Origin of the sequence: Streptomyces sp. NPDC005181 (assembly GCF_040608395.1) — a bacterium.
Taxonomy (GTDB): Bacteria; Actinomycetota; Actinomycetes; order Streptomycetales; family Streptomycetaceae; genus Streptomyces.
The window spans coordinates 33,784-57,994 of sequence record NZ_JBEXID010000042.1 but is presented as its reverse complement, the minus strand read 5'-3'; the positions used below and the strand labels follow the sequence as shown (position 1 = coordinate 57,994).

Sequence of the window (24,211 nt, the reverse complement as noted above, 5' to 3'; positions counted from 1 at the left end):
AGGAAGTCAGTCTGGGGATGCCGCAGCTCCCCGCCCCCGCCTACCCGGCCGAGGTGCGCGCCAGGCTCGAAGCGGACGCGAAGGAGGTGATCGCCCGCTACCCCGACAGCCGCTCCGCGCTGCTGCCGCTGCTGCACCTGGTGCAGTCCGAGGAGGGGTACGTCTCCCGTACCGGCATGGCGCTCTGCGCCGAGCTGCTCGGCCTCACCACCGCCGAGGTCACCGCGGTCGCCACCTTCTACACGATGTACCGGCGCAGGCCGAGCGGCGACTACCAGGTCGGTGTCTGCACCAACACGCTGTGCGCGGTGATGGGCGGCGACGCCATCTTCGACCGGCTCAAGCAGCACCTCGGCGTCGGCAACAACGAGACGACCGAGGACGGCAAGGTCACCCTCGAACACATCGAGTGCAATGCGGCCTGCGACTTCGCACCCGTCGTGATGGTCAACTGGGAGTTCTTCGACAACCAGACGCCCGAGAGCGCGACCCAGCTCGTCGACGACCTGATCGCCGGGCGCACCGTCGAACCCACCCGCGGCGCCCCGCTCTGCTCGTACAAGGAGACCGCGCGGATCCTGGCCGGTTTCCCCGACGAGCGGCCCGGCGCCGTCGAGGCGACCGGCGGCGCCGGCCCCGCCTCGCTCGTCGGCCTCCGGCTGGCGAAGGGCGAGGAGCTGCACCCGAAGGTCGTCGCTCCGCGCGGCGAGTCGGCACGCGCGGAAGCTCCGCAGGAGCGCCCGCAGCCGGGCGCCGAGCATCTCAGCTCCCACGACGCACCGCAGCAGACCTCTGCATCCGACCCGGACCACTCGGCCGGTCCCGCAGCTGAGGAGGGGGAGTGATGACGTTGGCAGCCGAAATCAACGACGGGGGCGGCAACGACAGCGGGGCCAGCCCCGAGAAGCTGCTCTCGCCCGTGCTCTCCGCCTTCTGGGACGAGCCCGAGTCCTGGACCCTGGACACCTACAAGCGGCACGGCGGCTACGAGGGGCTGCGCAAGGCCCTCGCCATGTCGCCGGACGACCTCATCGCGTACGTCAAGGACTCCGGACTGCGCGGCCGCGGCGGCGCCGGCTTCCCCACCGGCATGAAGTGGCAGTTCATCCCGCAGGGCGACGGCAAGCCGCACTACCTGGTGGTCAACGCCGACGAGTCGGAGCCCGGGACCTGCAAGGACATCCCGCTCCTCTTCGCCAACCCGCACAGCCTCATCGAGGGCATCGTGATCGCCTGCTACGCGATCCGGTCCTCGCACGCCTTCATCTATCTGCGCGGTGAAGTCGTCCCCGTACTGCGGCGGTTGCACGAGGCCGTGCGCGAGGCGTACGAGGCGGGCTACCTCGGGACGAGCATTCTGGGCTCGGGGCTCGACCTGGAACTCACCGTGCACGCGGGCGCGGGCGCGTACATCTGTGGTGAGGAGACCGCCCTGCTCGACTCGCTCGAAGGGCGACGCGGCCAGCCCAGGCTGCGGCCACCCTTCCCCGCGGTCGCCGGTCTGTACGCCTGCCCCACTGTGGTGAACAACGTCGAGTCCATCGCGTCGGTTCCCGCGATCCTGAGCAAGGGCAAGGACTGGTTCAAGTCGATGGGCAGCGAGAAGTCCCCGGGCTTCACGCTGTACTCGCTCAGCGGGCATGTCGCCAGCCCCGGCCAGTACGAGGCACCGCTCGGCATCACTCTGCGCCAGCTGCTCGACATGAGCGGCGGCATGCGCCCCGGTCACCGGCTGAAGTTCTGGACCCCGGGCGGCTCCTCCACCCCGATGTTCACCGACGAGCACCTCGATGTGCCCCTCGACTACGAGGGCGTCGGCGCCGCCGGCTCCATGCTCGGCACCAAGGCGCTCCAGTGCTTCGACGAGACGACGTGCGTGGTGCGGGCCGTCACCCGCTGGACCGAGTTCTACGCCCATGAGTCCTGCGGCAAGTGCACGCCATGCCGTGAAGGCACCTACTGGCTCGTCCAGTTGCTCCGCGACATCGAGGCCGGCAAGGGGCAGATGGCCGACCTCGACAAGCTGAACGACATCGCCGACAACATCAACGGCAAGTCCTTCTGCGCCCTCGGCGACGGCGCCGCCTCGCCGATCTTCTCCTCGCTGAAGTACTTCCGCGAGGAGTACGAGCGGCACATCACCGGCAAGGGCTGCCCCTTCGATCCCGCCAAGTCGACCGCCTGGGCCGACGAGAAGAACGCTCACCAGGGGGTGAACGCATGACAGTCACCACAAGTGCGCCCTCCGGGGGCGGCGAGGCGGCGGTCCCGCCCGAGGACCTTGTCACGCTGACGATCGACGGCATCGAGATCAGCGTGCCCAAGGGCACACTGGTCATTCGGGCCGCCGAACTCCTCGGGATCGAGATCCCGCGCTTCTGCGACCACCCGCTCCTCGACCCGGCCGGCGCCTGCCGGCAGTGCATCGTCGAGGTCGAGGGCCAGCGCAAGCCGATGGCGTCCTGCACCATCACCTGCACCGACGGCATGGTCGTCAAGTCGCAGCTCACCTCACCGGTCGCCGACAAGGCGCAGCGCGGGGTGATGGAGCTGCTGCTGATCAACCACCCGCTGGACTGCCCGGTCTGCGACAAGGGCGGCGAGTGCCCGCTGCAGAACCAGGCGATGTCGCACGGCGACCCGGACTCCCGGTTCGACGGGAAGAAGCGGACGTACGAGAAGCCCGTCCCGATCTCCACCCAGGTGCTGCTGGACCGTGAGCGGTGTGTGCTCTGCGCGCGCTGCACCCGGTTCTCCAACCAGGTGGCGGGCGACCCGATGATCGAGCTGCTGGAGCGCGGCGCGCTCCAGCAGGTCGGTACGGGCGAGGGCGACCCGTTCGAGTCGTACTTCTCCGGCAACACCATCCAGATCTGCCCGGTCGGCGCGCTGACCTCGGCGGCGTACCGATTCCGCTCCCGGCCCTTCGACCTGGTGTCGTCGCCGTCGGTCTGCGAGCACTGCGCGGGCGGCTGCGCGACCCGCACCGACCACCGGCGCGGCAAGGTCATGCGGCGGCTCGCCGCCAACGACCCCGAGGTCAACGAGGAGTGGGTCTGCGACAAAGGTCGCTTCGGGTTCCGTTACGCACAGCAGCGGGACCGGCTCACCACTCCGCTGGTCCGCGATGAGGACGGCGTCCTCGCACCGGCGAGCTGGCCCGAGGCGCTGGCGGCCGCGGCCACCGGACTCGCCGCCGCACGCGGCAGGACCGGTGTCCTCACGGGCGGCCGGCTGACCGTCGAGGACGCGTACGCATACAGCAAGTTCGCCCGGATCGCGCTCGACACGAACGACATCGACTTCCGGGCGCGGGTGCACAGCAGCGAGGAGGCCGACTTCCTGGCCGCCCGCGTCGCCGGGCGCGGACGCGACCTGGACGGCAGCGGTCTCACGTACACCACGCTGGAGAAGGCGTCGACCGTGCTGCTGGTCGGCTTCGAGTCCGAGGAGGAGGCCCCCGGCGTCTTCCTGCGGCTGCGCAAGGCCAACCGCAAGCACGGCCAGCGCACCTTCGCCGTCGCCTCGCACGCCACCCGCGGACTGACGAAGGCGGGCGGCACGCTGCTTCCCGCCGCACCCGGCACCGAGACCGAGTGGCTGGACGCGATCGCGGGCAGCGTCGGACTCGACGGCGACGGGGCCGCGGCCGCCGAGGCGCTGCGCGGCGAGGACGCCGTGATCGTGGTCGGCGAGCGACTGGCCGCGGTGCCGGGCGGGCTGACCGCCGCGGTACGGGCCGCGACCGCGACCGGGGCCCGGCTGGTGTGGATCCCGCGCCGGGCCGGCGAGCGCGGTGCGGTGGAGGCGGGCGCGCTCCCGTCGCTGCTGCCCGGCGGCCGCCCGGCCACCGACCCGCGGGCCAGGGACGAGGTGGCGGCCGTCTGGGGCGTCGCCGAGCTCCCCGCCCGGTTCGGCCGCGACACCGGCCAGATCGTCGAGGCCGCGGCCAGCGGCGAACTGGGTGCGCTGCTCGTCGCCGGCGTCGAGGCCGTCGACCTGCCGGACCCGGCGCGCGCCCTGGAGGCACTGGACCAGGTCGGCTTCCTCGTCTCGCTGGAGCTGCGGCCCAGCGAGGTCACCGAGCGGGCCGACGTGGTGTTCCCGGTCGCCGCGGTGGCCGAGAAGGCCGGCACCTTCCTCAACTGGGAGGGCAGGGCCCGGATGTTCGAGGCCGCGCTCAAGCCGGAGCAGCTGACGCGGACGCCCGCCCCGACGGACGCCCGGGTCCTGCACATGCTGGCCGACGCGCTCGACGTCCACTTCGCGCTGCCGGATCTGAAGTCCGTACGCCGTGAGCTGGACCGGCTCGGCGGCTGGACCGGCACGCACGCCACCGACCCGCACGCGTCGGCGCAGCCGCTGCCGCGGCCCGGCGACGGCGAGGCGGTCCTCGCGGGCCACCGGCTCCTGCTCGACCAGGGCAGGCTCCAGGAGGGTGACGCCGCGCTGGCCGGCACCCGGCACGCCGCGGTCGCCCGGCTCTCCGCCGTCACCGCCGCCGAGACGGGGGTGAAGGACGGCGATCTGCTGGCCGTCACCGGGCCGTCCGGCAGCGTCGAACTCCCGCTGCAGGTCACCGACATGCCGGACCGAGTGGTCTGGGTGCCGCTGAACTCCGTCGGGCGGGGTGTCCCGGCCGACACCGGCGCCCACCCCGGCGGATTGGTCCGGATCGGCCCCGCCGCACCGGGTACTCCCGACGTCACACCGGAGGTGCGAGCGTGACTGCCCTCGCTCAACTGGCCGCGGCACCCGACCGTGCCGTACTGGCCGCCGAGGATCTCTCGATGTTCGGCACCGACCCCTGGTGGCTCGTCGTCATCAAGGCGGTGTTCTGCTTCGCGTTCCTGATGGTGACCGTGCTCTTCTCCATCGTGTGGGAGCGCAAGGTCGTCGCCTGGATGCAGCTGCGCATCGGCCCCAACCGGCACGGCCCCTGGGGCATGCTCCAGTCGCTCGCCGACGGCATGAAGCTGATGCTGAAGGAAGACGTCATCGTCAAGCGGGCGGACAAGGTCGTCTATGTCCTCGCGCCGATCGTCGCCGCCGTACCGGCGTTCATGGCGATCGCGGTGATCCCGTTCGGCCCGTCCGGCAACGAGGTCTCGATCTTCGGCCACCGTACGGCGATGCAGCTCACCGACCTGCCGATCGCGATGCTCTACATCCTCGCGGTCGCCTCGGTCGGCATCTACGGCATCGTGCTGGCCGGCTGGTCCTCCGGATCGACGTACCCGCTCCTCGGCGGCCTGCGCTCCTGCGCGCAGATGATCTCGTACGAGATCGCGATGGGCGCCGCGTTCGCCTCCGTCTTCCTCTACTCCGGGTCGATGTCGACCTCGAAGATCGTGGAGGCGCAGCAGGACCGCTGGTTCATCATTCTGCTGCCGGTCTCGTTCATCATCTACATCGTCACAATGGTCGGCGAGACCAACCGTGCCCCGTTCGACATGCCGGAGTCCGAGGGCGACCTGGTCGGCGGCTTCAACACCGAGTACTCGTCGATCAAGTTCGCGATGTTCATGCTCGCCGAGTACGTCAACATGGTCACCGTCTCCGCGGTCTCCACGACCCTGTTCCTGGGCGGCTGGCGAGCCCCGTGGCCGATCAGCACCTTCTGGGAGGGTGCGAACCACGGCTGGTGGCCGATGCTCTGGTTCGTCATCAAGGTCCAGCTGCTGCTGTTCTTCTTCATCTGGCTGCGCGGCACCCTGCCCCGCGTCCGCTACGACCAGCTGATGAAGCTCGGCTGGAAGATCCTGATCCCGGTCTCCGTGGTCTGGCTGATGCTGGTCGCGACCGTGCGGGCCCTGCGCAACGACGGCTTCGACTTCACCAGGATCGTGCTGTACGTGGCAGGCGCCGTGATCGCGATCCTTCTGGTCTCCTTCGTCGCCGACATCTTCCGGGACCGGTCGGCCAAGGAGGCCGGGGCGGAACCGGAACCAGGACCCGCGTTCGACCCGATGGCGGGCGGATTCCCGGTGCCACCGCTGCCCGGACAGACCCTGCCGCCGGTACCGCGCCGCAGGCCACGGCATGAGCGGGAGCTCGTTGTCAGTGGCGGGTCGGATACTCAGAGTGACGACAGTCGGATGGGCGGAAGTCCGAGTGACGGAAAGGAGGCTGACGGTGCCTGAGTCATCGGAACCCTCGGGGGAGAAGTTCCAGAACCCTGTGGCCGGCTTCGGCGTGACCTTCAAGGCCATGTTCAAGAAGCGGCTGACCGAGCAGTACCCGGAACAGCAGAAGGTGACGGCGCCGCGCTTCCACGGACGGCATCAGCTCAACCGTCACCCTGACGGTCTGGAGAAGTGCGTCGGCTGCGAGCTGTGCGCCTGGGCCTGTCCGGCGGACGCCATCTACGTGGAGGGCGCGGACAACACCGACGAGGAGCGCTACTCCCCGGGGGAGCGCTACGGCCGCGTCTACCAGATCAACTACGCGCGCTGCATTCTCTGCGGACTGTGCATCGAGGCCTGCCCGACCCGGGCGCTGACGATGACCAATGAGTTCGAGCTCGCCAACACCACCCGCGAGAGCCTCATCTACACCAAGGACGAGCTGCTCGCGGGGCTGGAGGAAGGCATGGTCGACACCCCGCACGCGATCTACCCGGGGATGGACGAGCAGGACTACTACCGGGGTCTGGTGACGGAGGCCGCGCCCGGTACGGAGCGTCAGACCGCTGTCTCCGAGGGCGAGAAACCGTCCGACGGCGAGAACGAGAACAACGGCGCGGCCCAGGAGGTGGACGCATGACCGGCCTCGCCGCAGCGGCCTCCGACACATCGCTCGGGGAGGCCGTCCAGTTCTGGCTGCTCGGCACGGTCGCCGTGCTCGGTGCGCTGTCCACCGTACTGATGAAGAAGGCCGTGCACAGCGCGCTGAGCCTCGCCGGGACCATGATCGTCCTGGCGGTCTTCTACCTCGCCAACGGCGCGTACTTCCTCGGCGTCGTCCAGATCGTCGTCTACACGGGCGCGATCATGATGCTGTTCCTCTTCGTGGTCATGCTCGTCGGTGTCACGGCGGCGGACTCGCTGAAGGAGACTCTCAAGGGGCAGCGCTGGCTGGCCGCGGGCTGCGGACTCGGCTTCGGTGTGCTGCTGATCGCGGGCATCGCCCACGCATCCCTGAACAGCTTCAACGGACTCGGCACCGCCAACGCCGCACACGGCGGGAACGTCGAGGGGCTGGCCAGCCTCATCTTCACCAAGTACGTCTTCGCTTTCGAGCTCACCGGCGCCCTGCTGATCACGGCGACCGTCGGCGCGATGGTGCTCACCCACCGCGAGCGCACCGAACGGGCCAAGACCCAGCGGGAGATGTCCGAGGAGCGCGTACGCGGCAAGCACCTGCCGCCGCTGCCCGCCCCCGGTGTCTACGCCCGGCACAACGCGGTGGACATCGCCGGCCTGCTCCCGGACGGCACCCCGTCCGAGCTCACCGTCATGCAGACGCTGCGCAAGCGCGGCCAGATCCGTGACGTGTCGAACGAGTCGCTCACCCAGCTCAAGGCGCTGGAGCAGCGCTCCGAGGAGCGGCTCGGCCGGGACAACGAAGAAGAGGAGGTCACCAAGTGAACCCGGTCAACTACCTCTATCTCGCTGCCCTGTTGTTCACCATCGGCGCGTCCGGGGTGCTGATCAGGCGGAACGCGATCGTGGTGTTCATGTGCGTCGAGCTGATGCTCAACGCCTGCAACCTCGCGTTCGTCACCTTCTCCCGGATGCACGGCAACCTCGACGGCCAGATCATCGCCTTCTTCACGATGGTCGTCGCCGCCGCCGAGGTCGTGGTCGGGCTCGCGATCATCGTGTCGCTGTTCCGTTCCCGCCACTCGGCCTCGGTCGACGACGCCAGCCTGATGAAGCTGTAAGGGGACGCTGAATCGTGGACAACCTCATTGCGCTGCTCGTTGCGGCGCCTCTGCTCGGAGCGGCCGTCCTGCTGTGCGGAGGCCGTCGGCTGGACCGCTTCGGACACTGGATCGGCACGCTGCTCGCCGCCGTTTCCTTCGTCATCGGTGCGGTGCTCTTCGTCGACATGCTGGGGAAGGGCGCCGACCACCGGGCGCTGCACCAGTACCTGTTCAGCTGGATCCCGGTCGAGGGTTTCCAGGCCGATGTGGCCTTCCAGCTGGACCAGTTGTCGATGACGTTCGTCCTGCTGATCACCGGTGTGGGCACGCTGATCCACATCTACTCGATCGGCTACATGGAGCACGACGAGCGCCGGCGCCGGTTCTTCGGCTATCTGAACCTGTTCCTCGCGGCGATGCTCCTGCTGGTCCTCGCCGACAACTACCTGCTGCTGTACGTCGGGTGGGAGGGCGTCGGTCTGGCGTCGTACCTGCTGATCGGCTTCTGGCAGCACAAGCCCAGCGCGGCCACCGCCGCCAAGAAGGCGTTCCTGGTCAACCGGGTCGGCGACATGGGTCTGTCGATCGCGATCATGCTGATGTTCACCACATTCGGCACGTTCGCCTTCGGTCCCGTCCTGGCATCGACCGGGGAGACGAGCGAGGGCAAGCTGACGGCGATCGGCCTGATGCTGCTGCTCGCCGCCTGCGGCAAGTCGGCCCAGGTGCCGCTGCAGTCCTGGCTCGGTGACGCGATGGAGGGCCCGACCCCGGTCTCCGCCCTCATCCACGCCGCCACCATGGTGACCGCGGGCGTCTACCTGATCGTCCGCTCCGGCACGATCTTCAACGCCGCGCCGGACGCACAGCTGGTCGTCGTGGTCGTCGGTGCGGTCACGCTGCTCTTCGGTGCGATCGTCGGTTGCGCGAAGGACGACATCAAGAAGGCCCTCGCCGGGTCGACGATGTCGCAGATCGGCTACATGATCCTGGCCGCCGGGCTCGGCCCGATCGGCTATGTCTTCGCGATCATGCACCTGGTGACGCACGGCTTCTTCAAGGCCGGGCTCTTCCTCGGTGCCGGTTCGGTCATGCACGGCATGAACGACGAGGTCGACATGCGGAAGTTCGGCGGCCTGCGGACGTACATGCCGGTCACCTTCATCACCTTCGGTCTCGGCTATCTGGCGATCATCGGCTTCCCCGGCCTGTCCGGCTTCTTCTCCAAGGACAAGATCATCGAGGCGGCGTTCGCCAAGGGCGGCACCGAGGGCTGGATCCTCGGCGTCGTCACGCTGCTGGGCGCCGCGATCACCGCGTTCTACATGACGCGCGTGATGCTGCTGACGTTCTTCGGCGAGAAGCGCTGGCAGCCCGACGCGGAAGGCCACGCGCCGCATCCGCACGAGTCCCCGAAGTCGATGACCATCCCCATGATCATCCTGGCGTTCGGTTCGGTCTTCGCCGGAGGCTTCTTCTCCATCGGCGACCGCTTCCTGAACTGGCTGGAGCCGGTCACCGACCACAGCCACGGGGATTCGCCGGTCGGTGCCGCGACCGTCACCGCCGCCACCATGGTGGTGCTCGCCATCGGCGTCGCCATCGCCTGGGCGATGTACGGGCGCCGGCCGGTACCGGTCGTCGCCCCGCGCGGCTCGCTGCTCACCCGGGCCGCCCGCCGCGACCTCCTGCAGGACGACTTCAACCACGTGGTCCTGGTCCGCGGCGGCGAGCACCTCACCCGCTCCCTGGTGTACGTCGACCACACCCTGGTCGACGGCGTCGTCAACGGCACGGCCGCGTCGATGGGCGGGCTCTCCGGCCGGCTGCGCAAGCTGCAGAACGGCTACGCCCGCTCCTACGCGGTCTCGATGTTCGGCGGTACGGCGGTCGTCATCGCCGCGACCCTGCTGATGAGGGCGGTCTGATCACATGTCCTTTCCCCTCCTGACAGCGACGGCGGCGCTCCCGGCGATCGGCGCGATCGCCACCGCAGCCGTCCCGGCCGCCCGGCGGACCACCGCCAAATGGCTGGCGCTGCTCTTCTCGCTGGCCACGCTCGTGCTGGCGGGCGTCGCGCTCGCCCGCTTCGAGCCCGGCGGCGCCCGCTATCAGCTCACCGAATCACACGCCTGGATCAAGGATTTCGGCGTCCGGTACGAACTCGGGGTGGACGGCATCGGGATGGCGCTCATGGCGCTCACCGCCCTGCTGATCCCGTTCGTCATCCTGGCCGGCTGGCACGACGCCGACCCTCTGGAGACGAAGTCCTCGCGCTGGCGTCCCACCCAGGGCTTCTTCGCCCTGATCCTGATGGTCGAAGCGATGGTGATCCTCTCCTTCGAGGCCACCGACGTCTTCCTCTTCTACCTCCTCTTCGAAGCCATGCTCATCCCGATGTACTTCCTCATCGGCGGCTTCGGGGACCGGGCCCACACCGGCAGCGACGAGAACGCCGCAGCGCAACGCTCGTACGCCGCCGTGAAGTTCCTCCTCTACAACCTGGCCGGCGGGCTCATCATGCTGGCCGCCGTGATCGGCCTGTACGTCGTCGCGGGCACCTTCTCGCTCTCCGAGATCGCCGAGGCCCGCGCCAACGGCTCGCTCTCCATGGCTACCAGCACCGAACGCTGGCTGTTCCTCGGGTTCTTCTTCGCCTTCGCGGTGAAGGCCCCGCTCTGGCCGCTGCACACCTGGCTGCCCAACGCCATGGGCGAGGCGACCTCCCCGGTCGCCGTCCTGATCACCGCGGTCGTCGACAAGGTCGGCACGTTCGCGATGCTCCGCTTCTGCCTCCAGCTGTTCCCGGAGGCCAGCAAGTGGGCGACGCCGGTGATCCTGGTCCTGGCGCTGATCAGCATCGTGTACGGGGCGCTGCTCGCCGTCGGCCAGCGCGACATCAAGCGACTGATCGCCTACGCGTCGATCTCGCACTTCGGCTTCATCATCCTGGGCATCTTCGCGATGACCAGCCAGGGGCAGTCGGGTGCCACGCTCTACATGGTCAACCACGGCATCTCGACGGCCGCGCTGATGCTGGTGGCCGGCTTCCTGATCACCCGCCGCGGTTCGCGGCTCATCGCCGACTACGGCGGGGTGCAGAAGGTGGCGCCGGTCCTGGCCGGCACCTTCCTGATCGGCGGTCTCGCCACGCTGTCGCTGCCCGGGCTCGCCCCGTTCGTCAGCGAATTCCTGGTCCTGGTCGGCACGTTCAGCGCATACCCGGCGGCCGGCATCGTCGCCACCACCGGCATCGTGCTCGCCGCGCTCTACGTCCTCGTCCTCTACCAGCGGACGATGACAGGCCCGGTGAAGGCCGGTGTCCAGGGCATGGCCGACCTCAAGGCCCGGGAGCTGGTGGTGGTCCTCCCGCTGATCGCGCTGCTGATCTTCCTGGGTGTCTATCCGAAGCCGCTGACGGAGATCGTCAACCCCGCGGTGCAGCACACCATGTCGGACGTCCAGAAGAAGGACCCCCAGCCTGAGGTGGAGGCCGCCAAGTGAGCGCAACAGCTGTCCACAGCCTGTGGACAATGGCGGGCGGGGTGACTTCGGCCGCCCCGAAAGAGAAGTTCAACGCACCGGTCATCGAGTACGCCCAGCTGACCCCGGTCCTCATTGTGATCGGTGTCGCCGTCGTCGGTGTACTCGTCGAGGCCTTCGTGCCGCGCCGGGCCCGCTACTACACGCAGGTCTTCCTGACCGTCGTCGCCCTCGCCGCCGCGTTCGCCGCGGTCGTCGGCCTCGCGGCCGGGGGGTACGGCACGACGAAGGCACACATCGCAGCGATGGGCGCCATCGCCGTCGACGGACCCGCCCTGTTCCTGCAGGGCACCATCCTGCTGACGTCGCTCGTCGCCGTCTTCACATTCGCCGAGCGCCGGCTCGACCCCGTGGCGCACGGCAACCGGGTCGACTCGTTCGCCGCACAGGCCGCGTCCGTCCCCGGCAGCGAGAGCGAGCAGGCCGCGGTCAAGGCAGGCTTCACCACCACCGAGGTCTTCCCGCTGCTCCTCTTCTCCGTGGCCGGCATGCTGGTCTTCCCGGCGGCCAACGACCTGCTGACGCTCTTCGTGGCCCTGGAGGTCTTCTCCCTCCCGCTCTACCTCCTGTGCGCCGTCGCCCGCCGCAAGCGGCTGATGTCGCAGGAGGCCGCGGTGAAGTACTTCCTGCTCGGCGCCTTCTCCTCGGCGTTCCTGCTCTTCGGGATCGCCCTGCTGTACGGGTACGCGGGCTCCGTCTCGTACGCGGCCATCGCCGATGTGGTCGACGGCTCCGTCACCCAGATCGACCCGGCGCTCGCCGACACCATGGGCAACGACGTGCTGCTGCTGATCGGCGGCGCGATGATCCTGACCGGGCTGCTCTTCAAGGTCGGTGCCGTCCCGTTCCACATGTGGACCCCGGACGTCTACCAGGGCGCCCCGACCCCGGTCACCGGCTTCATGGCCGCGGCCACGAAGGTCGCTGCGTTCGGCGCGCTGCTGCGCCTGCTGTACGTGGTGCTGCCGGGCCTCAGCTGGGACTGGCGGCCGGTCATGTGGGCCGTCGCGATCGTCACGATGCTGGGCGGTGCGATCGTCGCCATCACCCAGACCGACATCAAGCGGCTGCTGGCCTACTCGTCCATCGCGCACGCCGGCTTCATCCTCGCCGGTGTCATCGCGACGACGCCCAGCGGCATCTCCTCGGTGCTCTTCTACCTGGGTGCGTACTCCTTCGTGACGGTCGGCGCGTTCGCCGTCGTCACCCTGGTGCGCGACGCGGGCGGCGAGGCGACGCACCTGTCGAAGTGGGCCGGGCTCGGCCGACGCTCGCCGCTGGTCGCCGCGGTCTTCGCGGTGTATCTGCTGTCCTTCGCCGGTATCCCGCTGACCGCGGGCTTCGCCGGAAAGTTCGCGGTCTTCAAGGCGGCGGCGGAGGGCGGGGCCGGCGGTCTGGTCGTGGTCGGTGTGATCTCGTCCGCGATCGCCGCGTTCTTCTACATCCGGGTCATCGTGCTGATGTTCTTCAGCGAGCCGAAGGCGGACGGCCCGACGGTCGCCGTCGCGTCGTCGCTGACGATGACCACGATCGCGGTCGGCGTCGCGGTCACGCTGGTGCTGGGCCTGGCCCCGCAGTATTTCCTGGACCTGGCGAGCCAGGCGGGAGTGTTCGTGCGGTAACGCGCAGAGACCACGACAACGCCGGACGGGCCCCAGAAGTCAAGCCCGTCCGGCGTTGTCGTACGCGGCGCCTATCGTGGCAGGGACGGTGCCGGACAGAACAGGGCAGACCCCGGGGGACAGAGCGATGAGCGGGACGGGCGTGACCATGGGTGTGACCGAGAGCGACGCATTGCGGACGCTGCATCGGGTGTTCGGGTACGAGGCGTTCCGCGGTGAGCAGGAAGCGGTCGTCGACCATGTGGTGGCGGGCGGTGACGCCGTCGTCCTGATGCCGACCGGTGGCGGAAAGTCCCTCTGCTACCAGATCCCGGCCCTGGTCAGACCCGGTACGGGCGTGGTGGTCTCCCCGCTGATCGCCCTCATGCAGGACCAGGTGGACGCGCTGCGGGCGCTCGGCGTGCGCGCCGGGTTCATCAACTCCACGCAGGACTTCGACGAGCGCCGCGCGATGGAGGCCGCCTTTCTCGCCGACGAGCTCGACGTGATCTATCTGGCACCGGAGCGGCTGCGCCTGGACTCCACTCTCAATCTGCTGGCACGGGGCAAGATCTCCGTCTTCGCCATCGACGAGGCGCACTGCGTCGCCCAGTGGGGCCACGACTTCCGGCCGGACTATCTGGCCCTGTCCGTGCTCGGCGAGCGCTGGCCCGACGTACCGCGGATCGCCCTGACGGCGACGGCGACGAACGCCACGCACCAGGAGATCACCCAGCGCCTCGGCATGCCCGACGCGAAGCACTTCGTGGCCGGCTTCGACCGGCCCAACATCCAGTACCGGATCGTGCCGAAGGCCGACCCGAAGAAGCAGCTGCTGTCCTTCCTGAAGGAGGAGCACGCCGGGGACGTCGGCATCGTCTACTGCCTGTCGCGCAACTCGACGGAGAAGACAGCCGAGTTCCTCTGCCGCAACGGCATCGAGGCCGTTCCGTACCACGCGGGTCTGGACGCCGGGACGCGGGCGCACCACCAGGCGCGGTTCCTGCGCGAGGACGGCCTGGTCGTCGTGGCGACGATCGCCTTCGGCATGGGCATCGACAAGCCGGACGTGCGGTTCGTCGCCCACCTCGACCTGCCGAAGTCCGTCGAGGGCTACTACCAGGAGACCGGCCGCGCGGGCCGCGACGGGCTGCCGTCCACGGCCTGGATGGCCTACGGCCTCCAGGACGTCGTGCAGCAGCGCAAGCTGATCCAGGGCGACGAGGCGTTCCGCCGCCGCGCGGCCGCCCACCTCGACGCGATGCTCGCCCTGTGCGAGACCGCCGACTGCCGCCGCACCCGGCTGCTGACCTACTTCGGCCAGGAGCCGCAGAAGGCGGCCTGCGGCAACTGCGACACCTGCCTCACCCCGCCCGAGACCTGGGACGGCACGGTGGCCGCGCAGAAGCTGCTGTCCACCGTGGTGCGGCTGAAGCGGGAGCGCGGCCAGAAGTTCGGCGCCGGCCAGGTCATCGACATCCTGCTGGGCCGCAAGACCGCGAAGGTCATCCAGTTCGACCACGACCAGCTGTCGGTGTTCGGCATCGGCGAGGAGCTGTCCGAGGCGGAATGGCGGGGCGTGGTGCGGCAGTTGCTGGCCCAGGGCCTGCTGGAGGTCGAGGGCGAGTACGGCACGCTGGTGCTCACCGAGCAGAGCGCCTCGGTGCTCGGCCGGGAGCGGGAGGTACGGCTGCGCAAGGAGGCGCCGAAGCCCGCGTCGCGCTCCTCGAAGGGCGAACGGAGCCCGAAGGCGGCGGCCGTTGCCGAGCTGGTCCCGGAGGCCGTACCGGTCTTCGAGGCGCTGCGGGCCTGGCGCGGCGCCCAGGCGAAGGAGCAGGGCGTCCCGGCGTACGTCATCTTCCACGACGCGACGCTGCGCGAGATCGCGTCGTTGCGCCCCGTCTCCCTGACCGAGCTGGGCACGGTCAGCGGCCTGGGTGAGAAGAAGCTGGCGACATACGGGGAGGGCGTGCTGGAGGTCCTCGCCGGGCTGCCCGCGTCCGAGGAGCCCGGCGCCGCTGCCGACGCCCCGGCCACGGACGGAGGCGCCTCCCCGGCCGCCCCCGCGCCGGCTCCCGCGCCCGCGAGCCGTCCGGCTGCTCCTGCCACGCGCCCTGCCGTGCGGACCACGCCCGTCGATGACCCGCACTCCGGCTGGGACGAGGAGCCGCCCGAGTACGAGTGAGAGTCAGTTGCCGTTCTGGCTGTTCTTGTCCTGACGAACGTTCCGGTGCACCGCGTGCGAGGCCCAGTGCGGGCGGACCAGGGCGCGCATCGCCGAGCGGCCCGGCCGGCCCCGACGGGTCACCGCGTGCGACAGGCCGATGGCGGAGGCGAGTCCGGCCAGGAGCCTGCTGCGGGGATCGGGAAAGCCCGCGGCCTCGGCGGCGGCGAAGCGCTCGCGGACCGGTGCCGACCATTCGTCCGGGCCCGCCGGGTGCCGGTAGTACGGGAACAGGCCCAGAAAGCGGCGGCGTTCCCTGACCAGTGCGCCCTGTCCGACCAGATGGTCCAGGTACAGGCCCGCGATCTCCCGGCCGGTGGCCCTGACCATCCGGTAGGTGCTGGTGCTCCCCGAGAAACGGTGCTTGGCCGGGGCGGGGAAGCTCGCCAGGATCGCGGCCAGGAGCGGGTCGCGCGGAGGCAGCGGGTTGATCACACTCAGTCGGCCGCGCTCCTCCGTGATCCGCCCCTGGAGCTCCAGTTCGGCCAGGGCAGCCCCCACGACCCCGTACCGCAGGAAGCGATTCCTGCAGTACGGGGTACCGCGCAGCGGATCCAGCGCGAGGAGCAGCAGCTCCTCGGGCAGGGTGAAGTCCGGCGGTGCGGTCATGGCGCGGGCACGATCCGTCCCGTCACTTCGCCCAGGCCGACCCGGGTACGGTGCGGCCCGGGTGCCCAGGCCGTCAGGGTGACCTCGTCGCCGTCCTCCAGGAACGTCCGCTTGCCGTCCGGGAGGTCCAGCGGGTCGCGTCCGTTCCAGGTGAGTTCGAGGAGCGAGCCGCGCTGGCCGGCCGCGGGGCCGCTGACCGTGCCGGAGCCGTACAGGTCACCGGTACGCAGCGACGCGCCGTTCACCGTCATATGCGACAGCATCTGGGCCGCCGTCCAGTACATGGTGGCGAACGGCGGCTCGGCGACCAGCTGACCGTTGATCGCGACGGCGATCCGCAGATCGAGGCCGCCGGGCTCCTCCTCGCCCTCGTCGTCCAGATAGGGGAGAAGCGGGAAGTCCCGGGCGGGCGGTGTGATCCGGGCCGATTCCAGGGCTTCGAGCGGGGTCACCCACGCCGATACGGACGTGGCGAAGGACTTGCCGAGGAACGGGCCCAGCGGGACGTACTCCCACGCCTGGATGTCCCGCGCCGACCAGTCGTTGAGCAGCGAAAGCCCGAACACATGGTCGCGGAAGTCGCCGAGCGCGACCGGCCGGCCCTGCTCGGACCCCACGCCGACGAGGAAACCGACCTCGGCCTCGATGTCCAGCTTGACCGAGGGACCGAAGACCGGGGCGGGGTCGGAGGGCGCCCTGCGCTGGCCGGAGGGGCGCACCACATCCGTTCCGGAGACGACGACGGTGCCGGACCGGCCGTGGTAGCCGATCGGGAGGTGCTTCCAGTTGGGGGTGAGCGGGTCACCGTCCGGGCGGAAGATCCTTCCGACGTTGGTGGCGTGGTTCTCGCTCGCGTAGAAGTCGACATAGTCCGCGACCTGGTACGGCAGATGGAGCGTCACCGACTCGACGGGGTGCAGCAGCGGCTCGATGTCCGCACGGTGTGCCGGGACCGTCACCCATGCGGTCAGCGCCCGCCGGACGTCCCGCCAGGCGGTGCGGCCGGCCGACAGCAGCGCGGTCAGGTCCGGCTGCGCGAGGAGCTGCGCGTAGGGCGAGCCGAGGGCGTGTGCTGCGGCTCCGGCGTCCAGCACATACTTGCCGATGCGGACACCGACGCGGCGCTCGCCGGGGTGGCCGGTCGTGGAGAACACACCGTACGGAAGGTTGTGCGGACCGAAGGGATCGCCCTCGGCCAGATCGAGCGGGCTGCTCTGCTCGGGCATCTGTTGCTGCCTCGCTTTCCAGGTCGCTTGGGGGACACGTTACGTCGGTGTGGCCACCGCGCGGCAGTGCCTCAACTTCGCCGCATTCCTGCAAAGTTCCGCCGTACCCCCACGTCGGAGCGGGTGCGGCGGTGGTTCAGTCCGCCGTGCGGGGGATCCGTCTCTCCCAGGTGCGGTGGAAGACGATCTCGTCGCCGTCCGTGCACAGCATCTCGTCGGAGGTGATGAAATCGTGCTCGTCCCCACTGATCTCGGACCGCGTCTCGATCTTCACGTCCCAGGCCATCTCCGGCCGGTGGAGCCTGATCGTCCAGTCGGAGCGGGTGCGCGCCGACAACGGGTCGTTCTCCTGGATCGTGTACGCATCCACCCCGTCCTCGGTGAATTCGAGGCCGTCCGGGTGAACGCGTGTGCCGCCGTAGCGCGGGTCGACCTCCAGCCGCCATTCGCCCTTGGCGACATCGCGGACCACCAGGCGCTCGGGGCGCGGCTCGTAGAGCATCACCGGGAGGACGACGACGAGTGGCTCCGCATGCTCCGCCTCCTCGAACGTGATCGGCGGTTCCTCGGTGCGGTGGCGCACCGGCAGTTCGACGAGGCTGCCGTCCGCGTCCAGGGTGAACCCCGCCGAACCGGCCTGCGGCCAGATCCACGGCCAGTACGAGGAGGAGACGGCGAGCCTGATCCGGTGGCCGGGCGGGAAAGTGTGCCCGATGCCGTTCAGCTCGAAGGTGACGTCCTCGGTCGCGCCGGGCGTCCAGTCGTCGGACCGGTCGCGGCCGTGCCGCGCGGACAGGTTGAGGACGCCGCGGGTGACGAGCGTGGAGGCACCGTCGGGTGCGACGTCGCAGAGCCGGGCGATCGCCTGGCCGCGCGGTACATCCATCCGGATCCGGAGCTTCACCCGCGGGCGGCCCAGGATCTCGATCGGGGCGTCCTCGACCGGGAACTCGAACGAGACCGACTTGGCGTCCTCGTCCCGCTGGTCGGGCGGCAGATCGGCGCCGTTGCCGAACGGGACGAACCGCCCGGCGTCCAGCCCGGTCTGCTGCGGCGAGTGCACGGTCTGCGGCCCGCCCAGGAGGGCGTATGCGACCGGCTCGACGTTCTTCGACGGCCAGGCTGCGTCGCCGACCCACCGGCCGGGAAGCGTCTCGTACACCGTCGCGGGCCGGTGCGACTCGCTGATCCAGGACCGCAGCAGCGGCTCGGACATGACACCGGTGCCCTCGTCCTTCAGATGCTGGTCCCACCAGCGCAGCGTCTCCTGGAGGAAACCGATCGACGGGCCCGGCGGCAGGCCGCGGTCCGGGTACTGGTGCGACCACGGCCCGATCAGCCCCCGCACCTTCGCCGGGCCGAGGTGTTCGACGAGCCGCAGCACGGTGTCGCGGTACGGGTCGTGCCAGCCGCCCACCGCGAGCACGTTCGCCTCGATGGCGGAGTAGTCCTCGCAGACGCTGCCGTGGGTCCAGTAGGCGTCGCGGGTCCGGTGCGCCAGCCAGGTGTGGATGGGCGGGGCGACCGCTTCGAGCCGCTTCAGCCACATGGCCTTCCAGCCGTCGCCGACGTGCGCCGGGTCCGGCGGCCGGGCGGCGAAGGCCAGCGTGGTGGCTGCCCGGGCGTGCATGCCGACGGCGAGGACCGAGCCGCCCATGTAGTGCGTGTCGTTGTCGTAGCGGTCGTCGGTCGAGCAGACCGTGACGATCGCCTTCAGCGGCTCGGGGGCGAGCGCGGCGATCCGGAGCGAGATGGAGCCGCCCCAGGAGATGCCGAACATGCCGACCCGGCCGGAGCACCACTCCTGCCCAGCCAGCCAGTGGATGACGGCGACCCCGTCGGCGGGCCCGGTCGCGTCGTAGGCGTCGCCCGGCAGTCCCTCACTGTTGCCGTGCCCGCGGACATCGACGCGTACGGAGGCGTAGCCGTGGCCCGCGTACCAGGGGTGGCGCTGCCGGTCGCGCGGCGCCGTCCAGTCGCTCAGCCGGTACGGCAGGTACTCCAGGAGTGCCGGTACGGGTTCGTCGGTGATCGGCCGCCAGATCCGAGCGTACAGCCGTGTGCCGTCCGGCAGCGGGATCCGGACGTCCTCGTGGACCGTGTCGTAGGGGAACCGGGTGCGGATGTGCATGGCGTACCTCGGCGGACGGGGCGCATGGGGCGCTTGAGCGGGGGTGCGGCGGCGCCGACGGTGACCTGGACCGCACCGCCGACGATCGGCCGTACGGCGTGGCTCCGGGGGCAAGGGGGAACGAGGCGTGGTGGCTGCGCCCGGCCAGGTGACGCCGGACCGGTACGTACGGGACCGGGCCGAACGTCATCCCGACGGCGGAGGCCACCCGGACCTCGGGGCCGGACAGGGGCGTGAACCCCCCGGCCGGCCGGAAAGGGCGTGGGCGACGCCGCAGGACAGCTGGGTCCGTTCGGCTGCGGCGGTGCTCCGGGACAACACGAACATACCGGCGGTGGCGGGAAGGCGCCCACGGTGATCCAAAGGGGACCGGATACGCTGACTTGAGTGATGACAGCGACACATCGACATTCCGTGTGATCGTCAGCAGACAGGAGATCCCCTCGTGACCGTCGTCGGGCCGTTCGGACTGAGCGTGCGGGACCAGGCTCTTGAGGCCGATGTCCAGACCGGTTTGGCCGCTGTCGAGGCGGGGCTGCTCGATGCCACCAAGAGTGACGTCCCCTTCATCACGGAGGCCGCGCAGCATCTCGTACGGGCCGGGGGCAAGCGTTTCCGGCCGCTGCTGGCCATGCTGGCGTCCCAGTTCGGTGACGCCGACGCGCCGGGGGTCGTCCCGTCCGCCGTGGTCGTGGAGCTGACGCATCTCGCCACGCTCTACCACGACGACGTGATGGACGAGGCGGATGTACGCCGCGGAGTCGACAGCGCCAACACCCGCTGGGGCAACTCGGTCGCCGTACTGACCGGCGACTTCCTCTTCGCCCGTGCCTCGCACATACTGGCCGACCTCGGTCCGGAGGCCGTACGCATCCAGGCGGAGGCGTTCGAGCGTCTGGTCACCGGTCAGATCCTGGAGACCGCGGGCCCGCGCGACGGCCGCGACCCGGTCGAGCACTACCTCGACGTGATGCGCGGCAAGACCGGCTCGCTGATCGCCGTGGCGTGCCGGTTCGGCGCGATGATGGCCGGCGCCGACGAGTCGGCCGTCGACATCCTCACCCAGTACGGGGAACGGCTCGGCGTCGCCTTCCAGCTCGCCGACGACGTACTCGACATCGCCTCCGACTCCCACGAATCCGGCAAGACCCCCGGCACGGACCTGCGCGAAGGCATCCCGACGCTCCCCGTGCTGCACCTGCGGGCACAGGCGGCAGCCGACGGCAAGCCGGACGACCTGGAGCTGCTGGAGCTGCTGGACGGCGACCTCAGCGACGACGCCCGGCTAGCCGAGGCGCTCCGCCGGCTGCGCGCGCACCCCGCGCTGGAGCAGGCCCGGCGGGACACCATCCGGTACGCGGAGGAGGCGCGGGCGGTGCTGGCGCCGCTGCCCGAGTGCTACGCGAAGGCCGCGCTGGAAGAGCTGTGCGACGCCGTGGTGCACCGCGCGGGCTGACCCCGGCAGGTGTGCTGTGCACCCCGACCCCTACGGGTCGGAGGAGGCCCGGCCGGGTGGTGTCATACCGCAGAGGTATGCGGAGTTGCTCCCGCGGGCTGACGCTTCGACACCTCGAATTTGGTCAGATGGAGAACAACCACTCCTGACCAAAACGGGTGAGAATGGCGGCACGGAGTGGACGAGTGCATCCGGACGGAAGCCGCCGACCACGGAGGTAGGGCACACATGGCACCGAACGACAGCGCAGAGACCACCGGTAACGCCGCGGACGAGGCCACCGGCACCACGGCCGGCCGCCGCGGGGCGGCGCGCTACATCGTCCCGGTCGCGGTGGCGGGGGTGGCGGCCGCGACGATCGGGCTGGTCCCGGCGCTCGCGGACTCCGGTGACCCCGATCTGCCGAAGATCACCGCACAGCAGCTCATCGAGAAGATCGCCGCATCGGACACCGAGCAGCTCTCCGGCACGGTGAAGATCAGCACCGACCTCGGCATCCCGTCGCTGGGCGGACTCGCCGGCTCGCTGGTGCCGGGCGGCAGCGGCGACGGGGCGCACGGCGGTGCGAGCGCCGACCCGCAGGAGAAGCTGACGGAGCTCGCGTCCGGTACGCACACGCTGCGGGTGGCCGCCGACGGCCCCGACAAGCAGCGCGTCTCGATACTGGACAGCGCCGCCGAGTACAGCGTGATCCGCAACGGGGACCAGGTCTGGGCGTACGACAGCAAGTCCAACGAGGCGTACCACGCGACCGGGGACAAGGCTTCGGGCCACGCGCAGAAGCGCGGCGGGGCCAGGACCCCGGAGGGCGTGCCGACCACGCCGAAGGCGTTCGCCGAAGAGGCACTGAAGGAGGCCGGCCCCACCACATCGGTGACGGTCGACGGCACGGCGCAGGTCGCCGGGCGTGACGCGTACAAGCTGGTCATCAAGCCCAAGCAGGGCGGCTCGACGATCGGCGCGATCACGATCGCGGTCGATGCGAAGAACGGCGTACCGCTCAAGTTCACGCTCTCCCCGAGCAGCGGCGGCAAAGCCGCGATCGACGCCGGGTTCACCAGCGTCGACTTCGCGAAGCCCGCCGCCTCCTCGTTCACGTTCACCCCGCCGAAGGGCGCCGAGGTGACCGAGGCCGACGATGCGAAGGCGCAGGGGCAGGCCGAGAAGCAGGCACAGGAGTTCACCGCGCCGGGCGGGCCGGCCGGGCTGGACAGGCTGGCCGGCGGCAAGGGCGTGAAGGTCATCGGTGAAGGCTGGAGCGCGATCGCGGAGATCGAGGCACCGGGCGGCCGGGCGATCCTGACGTCGCCGAAGTCCGGTGATGTACCGCCTGAGGCACAGCAGTTCCTGGACTCGTTCGGCGACAAGGTCACCGGCAAGTTCGGCTCGGGCACGGTCTTCAAGACCCGCCTGGTCAACGCACTGATGACGGACGACGGCAAGGTGTACGTCGGGCTGGTCACCAAGGACGCCCTCGTCAAGGCAGCCAACAGCGCCAACTGACGCCCCGGCACCACCCGTACTGCCCGGACGACCCGCACCTCCCGCACGGCGCGACCGCCCCGCCGTACGCTCCGTACGGCGGGGCGGTCGGTTGTCCGACCCATGGGGAGTTACGCATGACAGAGACCGGCGCCGTGATCGAACCCGAGGCGGTGCCCCGGACCGGAACGGCCGTGATCGAGACCCGCGGCCTCACCAAGCGGTACCGCGGCGGCCAGCTCGCCGTCGACAGCCTCGACCTCAGCGTCCCCGGCGGCAGCGTCTTCGGCTTCCTCGGGCCCAACGGCTCCGGGAAGACCACCACGATCCGGATGCTGATGGGCCTCATCGACCCGACGTCCGGCACCGCCCGGGTCCTCGGCCACCCCATGCCGCGCGCCGCCCGCACCGTACTCCCACAGGTCGGAGCGCTGATCGAAGGGCCCGCGCTGTACGGGTTCCTGACCGGCCGGGACAATCTCGTACGGTACGACTCCGCCGACCCGACCGCCGATCCGCGCACCCGCCGGACCCGGGTCGCGACCGCGCTGGACCGGGTCGGGCTCGGCGCGGCGGCGGGCAAGAAGGCGAAGGCGTACTCGCTGGGCATGAAGCAGCGCCTCGGCCTGGCCGCGGCCCTGCTCCGGCCGCGCCGTCTCCTTGTCCTGGACGAGCCGACCAACGGACTGGACCCGCAAGGGATGCGCGAGATCCGCGCCCTGGTCCGGGAACTGGCAGCGGACGGCACCACCGTCTTCCTCTCCTCCCACCTCCTCGACGAGATCGAGCAGGTCTGCACGCATGCCGCGGTGATGGCCCGGGGCCGGCTGATCATCCAGGGCCCGGTCGCCGACCTCGCGGCGGGCACCCGCGGCCGGCTCACCGTCACCACCCCCGACCCGGGCGACGCCGTCCGCATCCTCAAGGAGCTCGGCGTCACCGGCATCACCGCCGAAGGCGACCGGGTGGGCGCCGAGGCCCCACCGGGCGACGTAGAACTCGCCGACCTGAACGGGGCGCTGGTCCGCGGCGGGGTGCGCGTACGGTCGTTCGGCGTCGAGCGGGCCTCGCTGGAGGACGCCTTTGTCGCACTCACCGGAGAGGGCTTCGATGTCGCAGGCTGAAGCAGCCGGACCGGCAGGGGCGGGCCGGTCCCGCAACCCGCTGTGGACCTTCGGGATCCTCCGCTCCGAACTGACCACGACGCTGCGCCGCCGGCGCACACTCGCGCTCCTCGGGGTGCTGGCCGCCGTCCCCGTGCTGATCGGGATCGCGGTGCGGATCGAGACGAGCGATGGCTCGCCGGCCGGCCCGGGCGGGGGAGGCGGCGGCCCGGCGTTCCTCTCCCAGGTGACCAACAACGGCCTGTTCCTGGTCTTCGCCGCCCTCGCCGTGACCCTGCCGGTCTTCCTCCCGATGGCCGTCGGCGTCATCGCGGGTGAGGCGATCGCGGGCGAAGCCGGTGCCGGCACCCTGCGCTATCTGTTGGTCGCGCCCGCGGGCCGGACCCGGCTGCTGCTCGCCAAGTACGCCTCCACGCTGGCGTTCTGCCTGGTTGCGACGGTGGTCGTGGCCGCGTCGGCACTCGCCGTCGGGGCGCTGCTGTTCCCGGTCGGGGAGGTCACGACGATCTCCGGGACGCAGATCGGCTTCGGCGAGGGGCTGTTGCGGGCCGGGCTGATCGCGGTGACGGTGGCGGCGTCACTGATCGGGTTCGCGGCGCTCGGGCTGTTCGTCTCGACGCTCACCGGCAGCGGTATCGCGGCGATGGCCACGACGGTCGGGGTGCTGATCACGGTGCAGATCCTGGACTCGATCCCGCAGTTGAGCGGTATCCACCCGTATCTCTTCCCGCACTACTGGCTGTCCTTCGCGGACCTGCTGCGCGACCCGGTCTATGGGGACGACGTGGTCAAGAACCTGGGGCTGCAGGGGTTGTACGCGGCGGTGTTCGGCTCAGCGGCCTGGGCGCGCTTCACCGCGAAGGACATCACGGCCTGAGCGGTGGGGTGTTCGCGGCGCCCGTGCCGTCGGCCGGGCGAGCCGTCCCCCGATCGGCTCGTCGCGGCACG

At 70.3% G+C, this 24,211-nt stretch carries 18 protein-coding genes; 15 read left to right on the top strand and 3 right to left on the bottom strand.

The features are described 5' to 3' along the window. Window positions 1-17 precede the first annotated feature (17 nt). The 11 genes from nuoE (at window position 18) to recQ (ending at window position 15,196) form a co-directional block, all read left to right on the top strand. Window positions 18-845 carry an NADH-quinone oxidoreductase subunit NuoE gene (nuoE, locus tag ABZV38_RS24775; RefSeq protein WP_356330341.1) on the top strand — a complete coding sequence of 276 codons (828 nt, stop codon included), beginning with the start codon at window positions 18-20 and terminating at the stop codon, window positions 843-845. After that, window positions 842-2,224, top strand: coding sequence for an NADH-quinone oxidoreductase subunit NuoF (nuoF, locus tag ABZV38_RS24770; protein ID WP_356330323.1), 1,383 nt, complete (start codon window positions 842-844; stop codon window positions 2,222-2,224). Before nuoE ends, nuoF begins: the two co-directional genes overlap by 4 nt. After that, complete coding sequence (locus tag ABZV38_RS24765; protein ID WP_356330321.1) at window positions 2,221-4,728, top strand: NADH-quinone oxidoreductase subunit G; 2,508 nt, start codon at window positions 2,221-2,223, stop codon at window positions 4,726-4,728. The genes nuoF and ABZV38_RS24765 overlap by 4 nt, the downstream gene beginning before the upstream one ends. Further along, a complete protein-coding gene (gene nuoH, locus ABZV38_RS24760) occupies window positions 4,725-6,143 on the top strand; it encodes an NADH-quinone oxidoreductase subunit NuoH (RefSeq protein ID WP_356330319.1) in 1,419 nt (472 codons plus the stop codon). Before ABZV38_RS24765 ends, nuoH begins: the two co-directional genes overlap by 4 nt. After that, the gene (nuoI, locus tag ABZV38_RS24755) at window positions 6,136-6,765 is read left to right on the top strand and encodes an NADH-quinone oxidoreductase subunit NuoI (RefSeq protein WP_356330317.1); all 630 of its coding nucleotides are present in this window, start codon (window positions 6,136-6,138) and stop codon (window positions 6,763-6,765) included. Before nuoH ends, nuoI begins: the two co-directional genes overlap by 8 nt. Continuing rightward, the gene (locus ABZV38_RS24750; RefSeq protein ID WP_356330315.1) at window positions 6,762-7,589 is read left to right on the top strand and encodes an NADH-quinone oxidoreductase subunit J; all 828 of its coding nucleotides are present in this window, start codon (window positions 6,762-6,764) and stop codon (window positions 7,587-7,589) included. Before nuoI ends, ABZV38_RS24750 begins: the two co-directional genes overlap by 4 nt. Beyond that, window positions 7,586-7,885: an NADH-quinone oxidoreductase subunit NuoK gene (gene nuoK, locus ABZV38_RS24745; protein WP_024493678.1), complete on the top strand. Its 300-nt coding sequence runs from the start codon at window positions 7,586-7,588 to the stop codon at window positions 7,883-7,885. Before ABZV38_RS24750 ends, nuoK begins: the two co-directional genes overlap by 4 nt. A gap of 14 nt (window positions 7,886-7,899) precedes the next feature. After that, window positions 7,900-9,795, top strand: a complete 1,896-nt coding sequence (gene nuoL, locus ABZV38_RS24740; protein WP_356330313.1) for an NADH-quinone oxidoreductase subunit L — start codon at window positions 7,900-7,902, stop codon at window positions 9,793-9,795. Between the two features lie 4 nt (window positions 9,796-9,799). Continuing rightward, window positions 9,800-11,371 (top strand): NADH-quinone oxidoreductase subunit M, encoded by a 1,572-nt coding sequence (locus ABZV38_RS24735; RefSeq protein ID WP_356330311.1) that lies wholly within the window; start codon window positions 9,800-9,802, stop codon window positions 11,369-11,371. After that, the gene (gene nuoN, locus ABZV38_RS24730; RefSeq protein WP_356330309.1) at window positions 11,368-13,032 is read left to right on the top strand and encodes an NADH-quinone oxidoreductase subunit NuoN; all 1,665 of its coding nucleotides are present in this window, start codon (window positions 11,368-11,370) and stop codon (window positions 13,030-13,032) included. Before ABZV38_RS24735 ends, nuoN begins: the two co-directional genes overlap by 4 nt. A gap of 127 nt (window positions 13,033-13,159) precedes the next feature. Next, complete coding sequence (gene recQ, locus ABZV38_RS24725) at window positions 13,160-15,196, top strand: DNA helicase RecQ (RefSeq protein ID WP_356330307.1); 2,037 nt, start codon at window positions 13,160-13,162, stop codon at window positions 15,194-15,196. A gap of 3 nt (window positions 15,197-15,199) precedes the next feature. On the opposite strand, the gene ABZV38_RS24720 is transcribed toward recQ, so the two are convergent. The 3 genes from ABZV38_RS24720 to ABZV38_RS24710 form a co-directional block, all read right to left on the bottom strand. After that, window positions 15,200-15,844 carry a GPP34 family phosphoprotein gene (locus ABZV38_RS24720; RefSeq protein WP_356330305.1) on the bottom strand — a complete coding sequence of 215 codons (645 nt, stop codon included), beginning with the start codon at window positions 15,842-15,844 and terminating at the stop codon, window positions 15,200-15,202. Then, on the bottom strand, window positions 15,841-17,070 hold the full coding sequence (gene fahA / locus ABZV38_RS24715) for a fumarylacetoacetase (protein WP_356330303.1): 1,230 nt from the start codon (window positions 17,068-17,070) through the stop codon (window positions 15,841-15,843). Before fahA ends, ABZV38_RS24720 begins: the two co-directional genes overlap by 4 nt. 136 nt (window positions 17,071-17,206) lie before the next feature. Continuing rightward, a complete protein-coding gene (locus ABZV38_RS24710; RefSeq protein ID WP_356330301.1) occupies window positions 17,207-19,201 on the bottom strand; it encodes a CocE/NonD family hydrolase in 1,995 nt (664 codons plus the stop codon). A gap of 445 nt (window positions 19,202-19,646) precedes the next feature. On the opposite strand from ABZV38_RS24710, the gene ABZV38_RS24705 reads away from it, so the two are divergent. From ABZV38_RS24705 to ABZV38_RS24690, 4 genes are all read left to right on the top strand, one after another. Next, window positions 19,647-20,657: a polyprenyl synthetase family protein gene (locus tag ABZV38_RS24705; protein WP_356330300.1), complete on the top strand. Its 1,011-nt coding sequence runs from the start codon at window positions 19,647-19,649 to the stop codon at window positions 20,655-20,657. Window positions 20,658-20,885: 228 nt separating this feature from the next. Beyond that, a complete protein-coding gene (locus ABZV38_RS24700; protein ID WP_356330298.1) occupies window positions 20,886-22,160 on the top strand; it encodes a DUF2092 domain-containing protein in 1,275 nt (424 codons plus the stop codon). Window positions 22,161-22,276: 116 nt separating this feature from the next. Beyond that, window positions 22,277-23,263, top strand: a complete 987-nt coding sequence (locus ABZV38_RS24695) for an ABC transporter ATP-binding protein (RefSeq protein WP_356330296.1) — start codon at window positions 22,277-22,279, stop codon at window positions 23,261-23,263. Beyond that, entirely contained in the window at window positions 23,250-24,140 is an 891-nt protein-coding gene (locus ABZV38_RS24690; protein WP_356330294.1) for an ABC transporter permease, read from the top strand. Before ABZV38_RS24695 ends, ABZV38_RS24690 begins: the two co-directional genes overlap by 14 nt. Window positions 24,141-24,211: the final 71 nt, after the last annotated feature.

Bases quoted from the DNA above. Each gene is read 5' to 3' on its own strand.
- nuoE (WP_356330341.1), top strand. From the start codon at position 18: ATGCCGCAGCTCCCCGCCCCCGCCTACCCGGCCGAGGTGCGCGCCAGG.
- ABZV38_RS24765 (WP_356330321.1), top strand. From the start codon at position 2,221: ATGACAGTCACCACAAGTGCGCCCTCCGGGGGCGGCGAGGCGGCGGTC.
- ABZV38_RS24750 (WP_356330315.1), top strand. From the start codon at position 6,762: ATGACCGGCCTCGCCGCAGCGGCCTCCGACACATCGCTCGGGGAGGCC.
- ABZV38_RS24735 (WP_356330311.1), top strand. From the start codon at position 9,800: ATGTCCTTTCCCCTCCTGACAGCGACGGCGGCGCTCCCGGCGATCGGC.
- recQ (WP_356330307.1), top strand. From the start codon at position 13,160: ATGAGCGGGACGGGCGTGACCATGGGTGTGACCGAGAGCGACGCATTG.
- ABZV38_RS24720 (WP_356330305.1), bottom strand. From the start codon at position 15,844: ATGACCGCACCGCCGGACTTCACCCTGCCCGAGGAGCTGCTGCTCCTC.
- fahA (WP_356330303.1), bottom strand. From the start codon at position 17,070: ATGCCCGAGCAGAGCAGCCCGCTCGATCTGGCCGAGGGCGATCCCTTC.
- ABZV38_RS24710 (WP_356330301.1), bottom strand. From the start codon at position 19,201: ATGCACATCCGCACCCGGTTCCCCTACGACACGGTCCACGAGGACGTC.
- ABZV38_RS24700 (WP_356330298.1), top strand. From the start codon at position 20,886: ATGGCACCGAACGACAGCGCAGAGACCACCGGTAACGCCGCGGACGAG.
- ABZV38_RS24695 (WP_356330296.1), top strand. From the start codon at position 22,277: ATGACAGAGACCGGCGCCGTGATCGAACCCGAGGCGGTGCCCCGGACC.
- ABZV38_RS24690 (WP_356330294.1), top strand. From the start codon at position 23,250: ATGTCGCAGGCTGAAGCAGCCGGACCGGCAGGGGCGGGCCGGTCCCGC.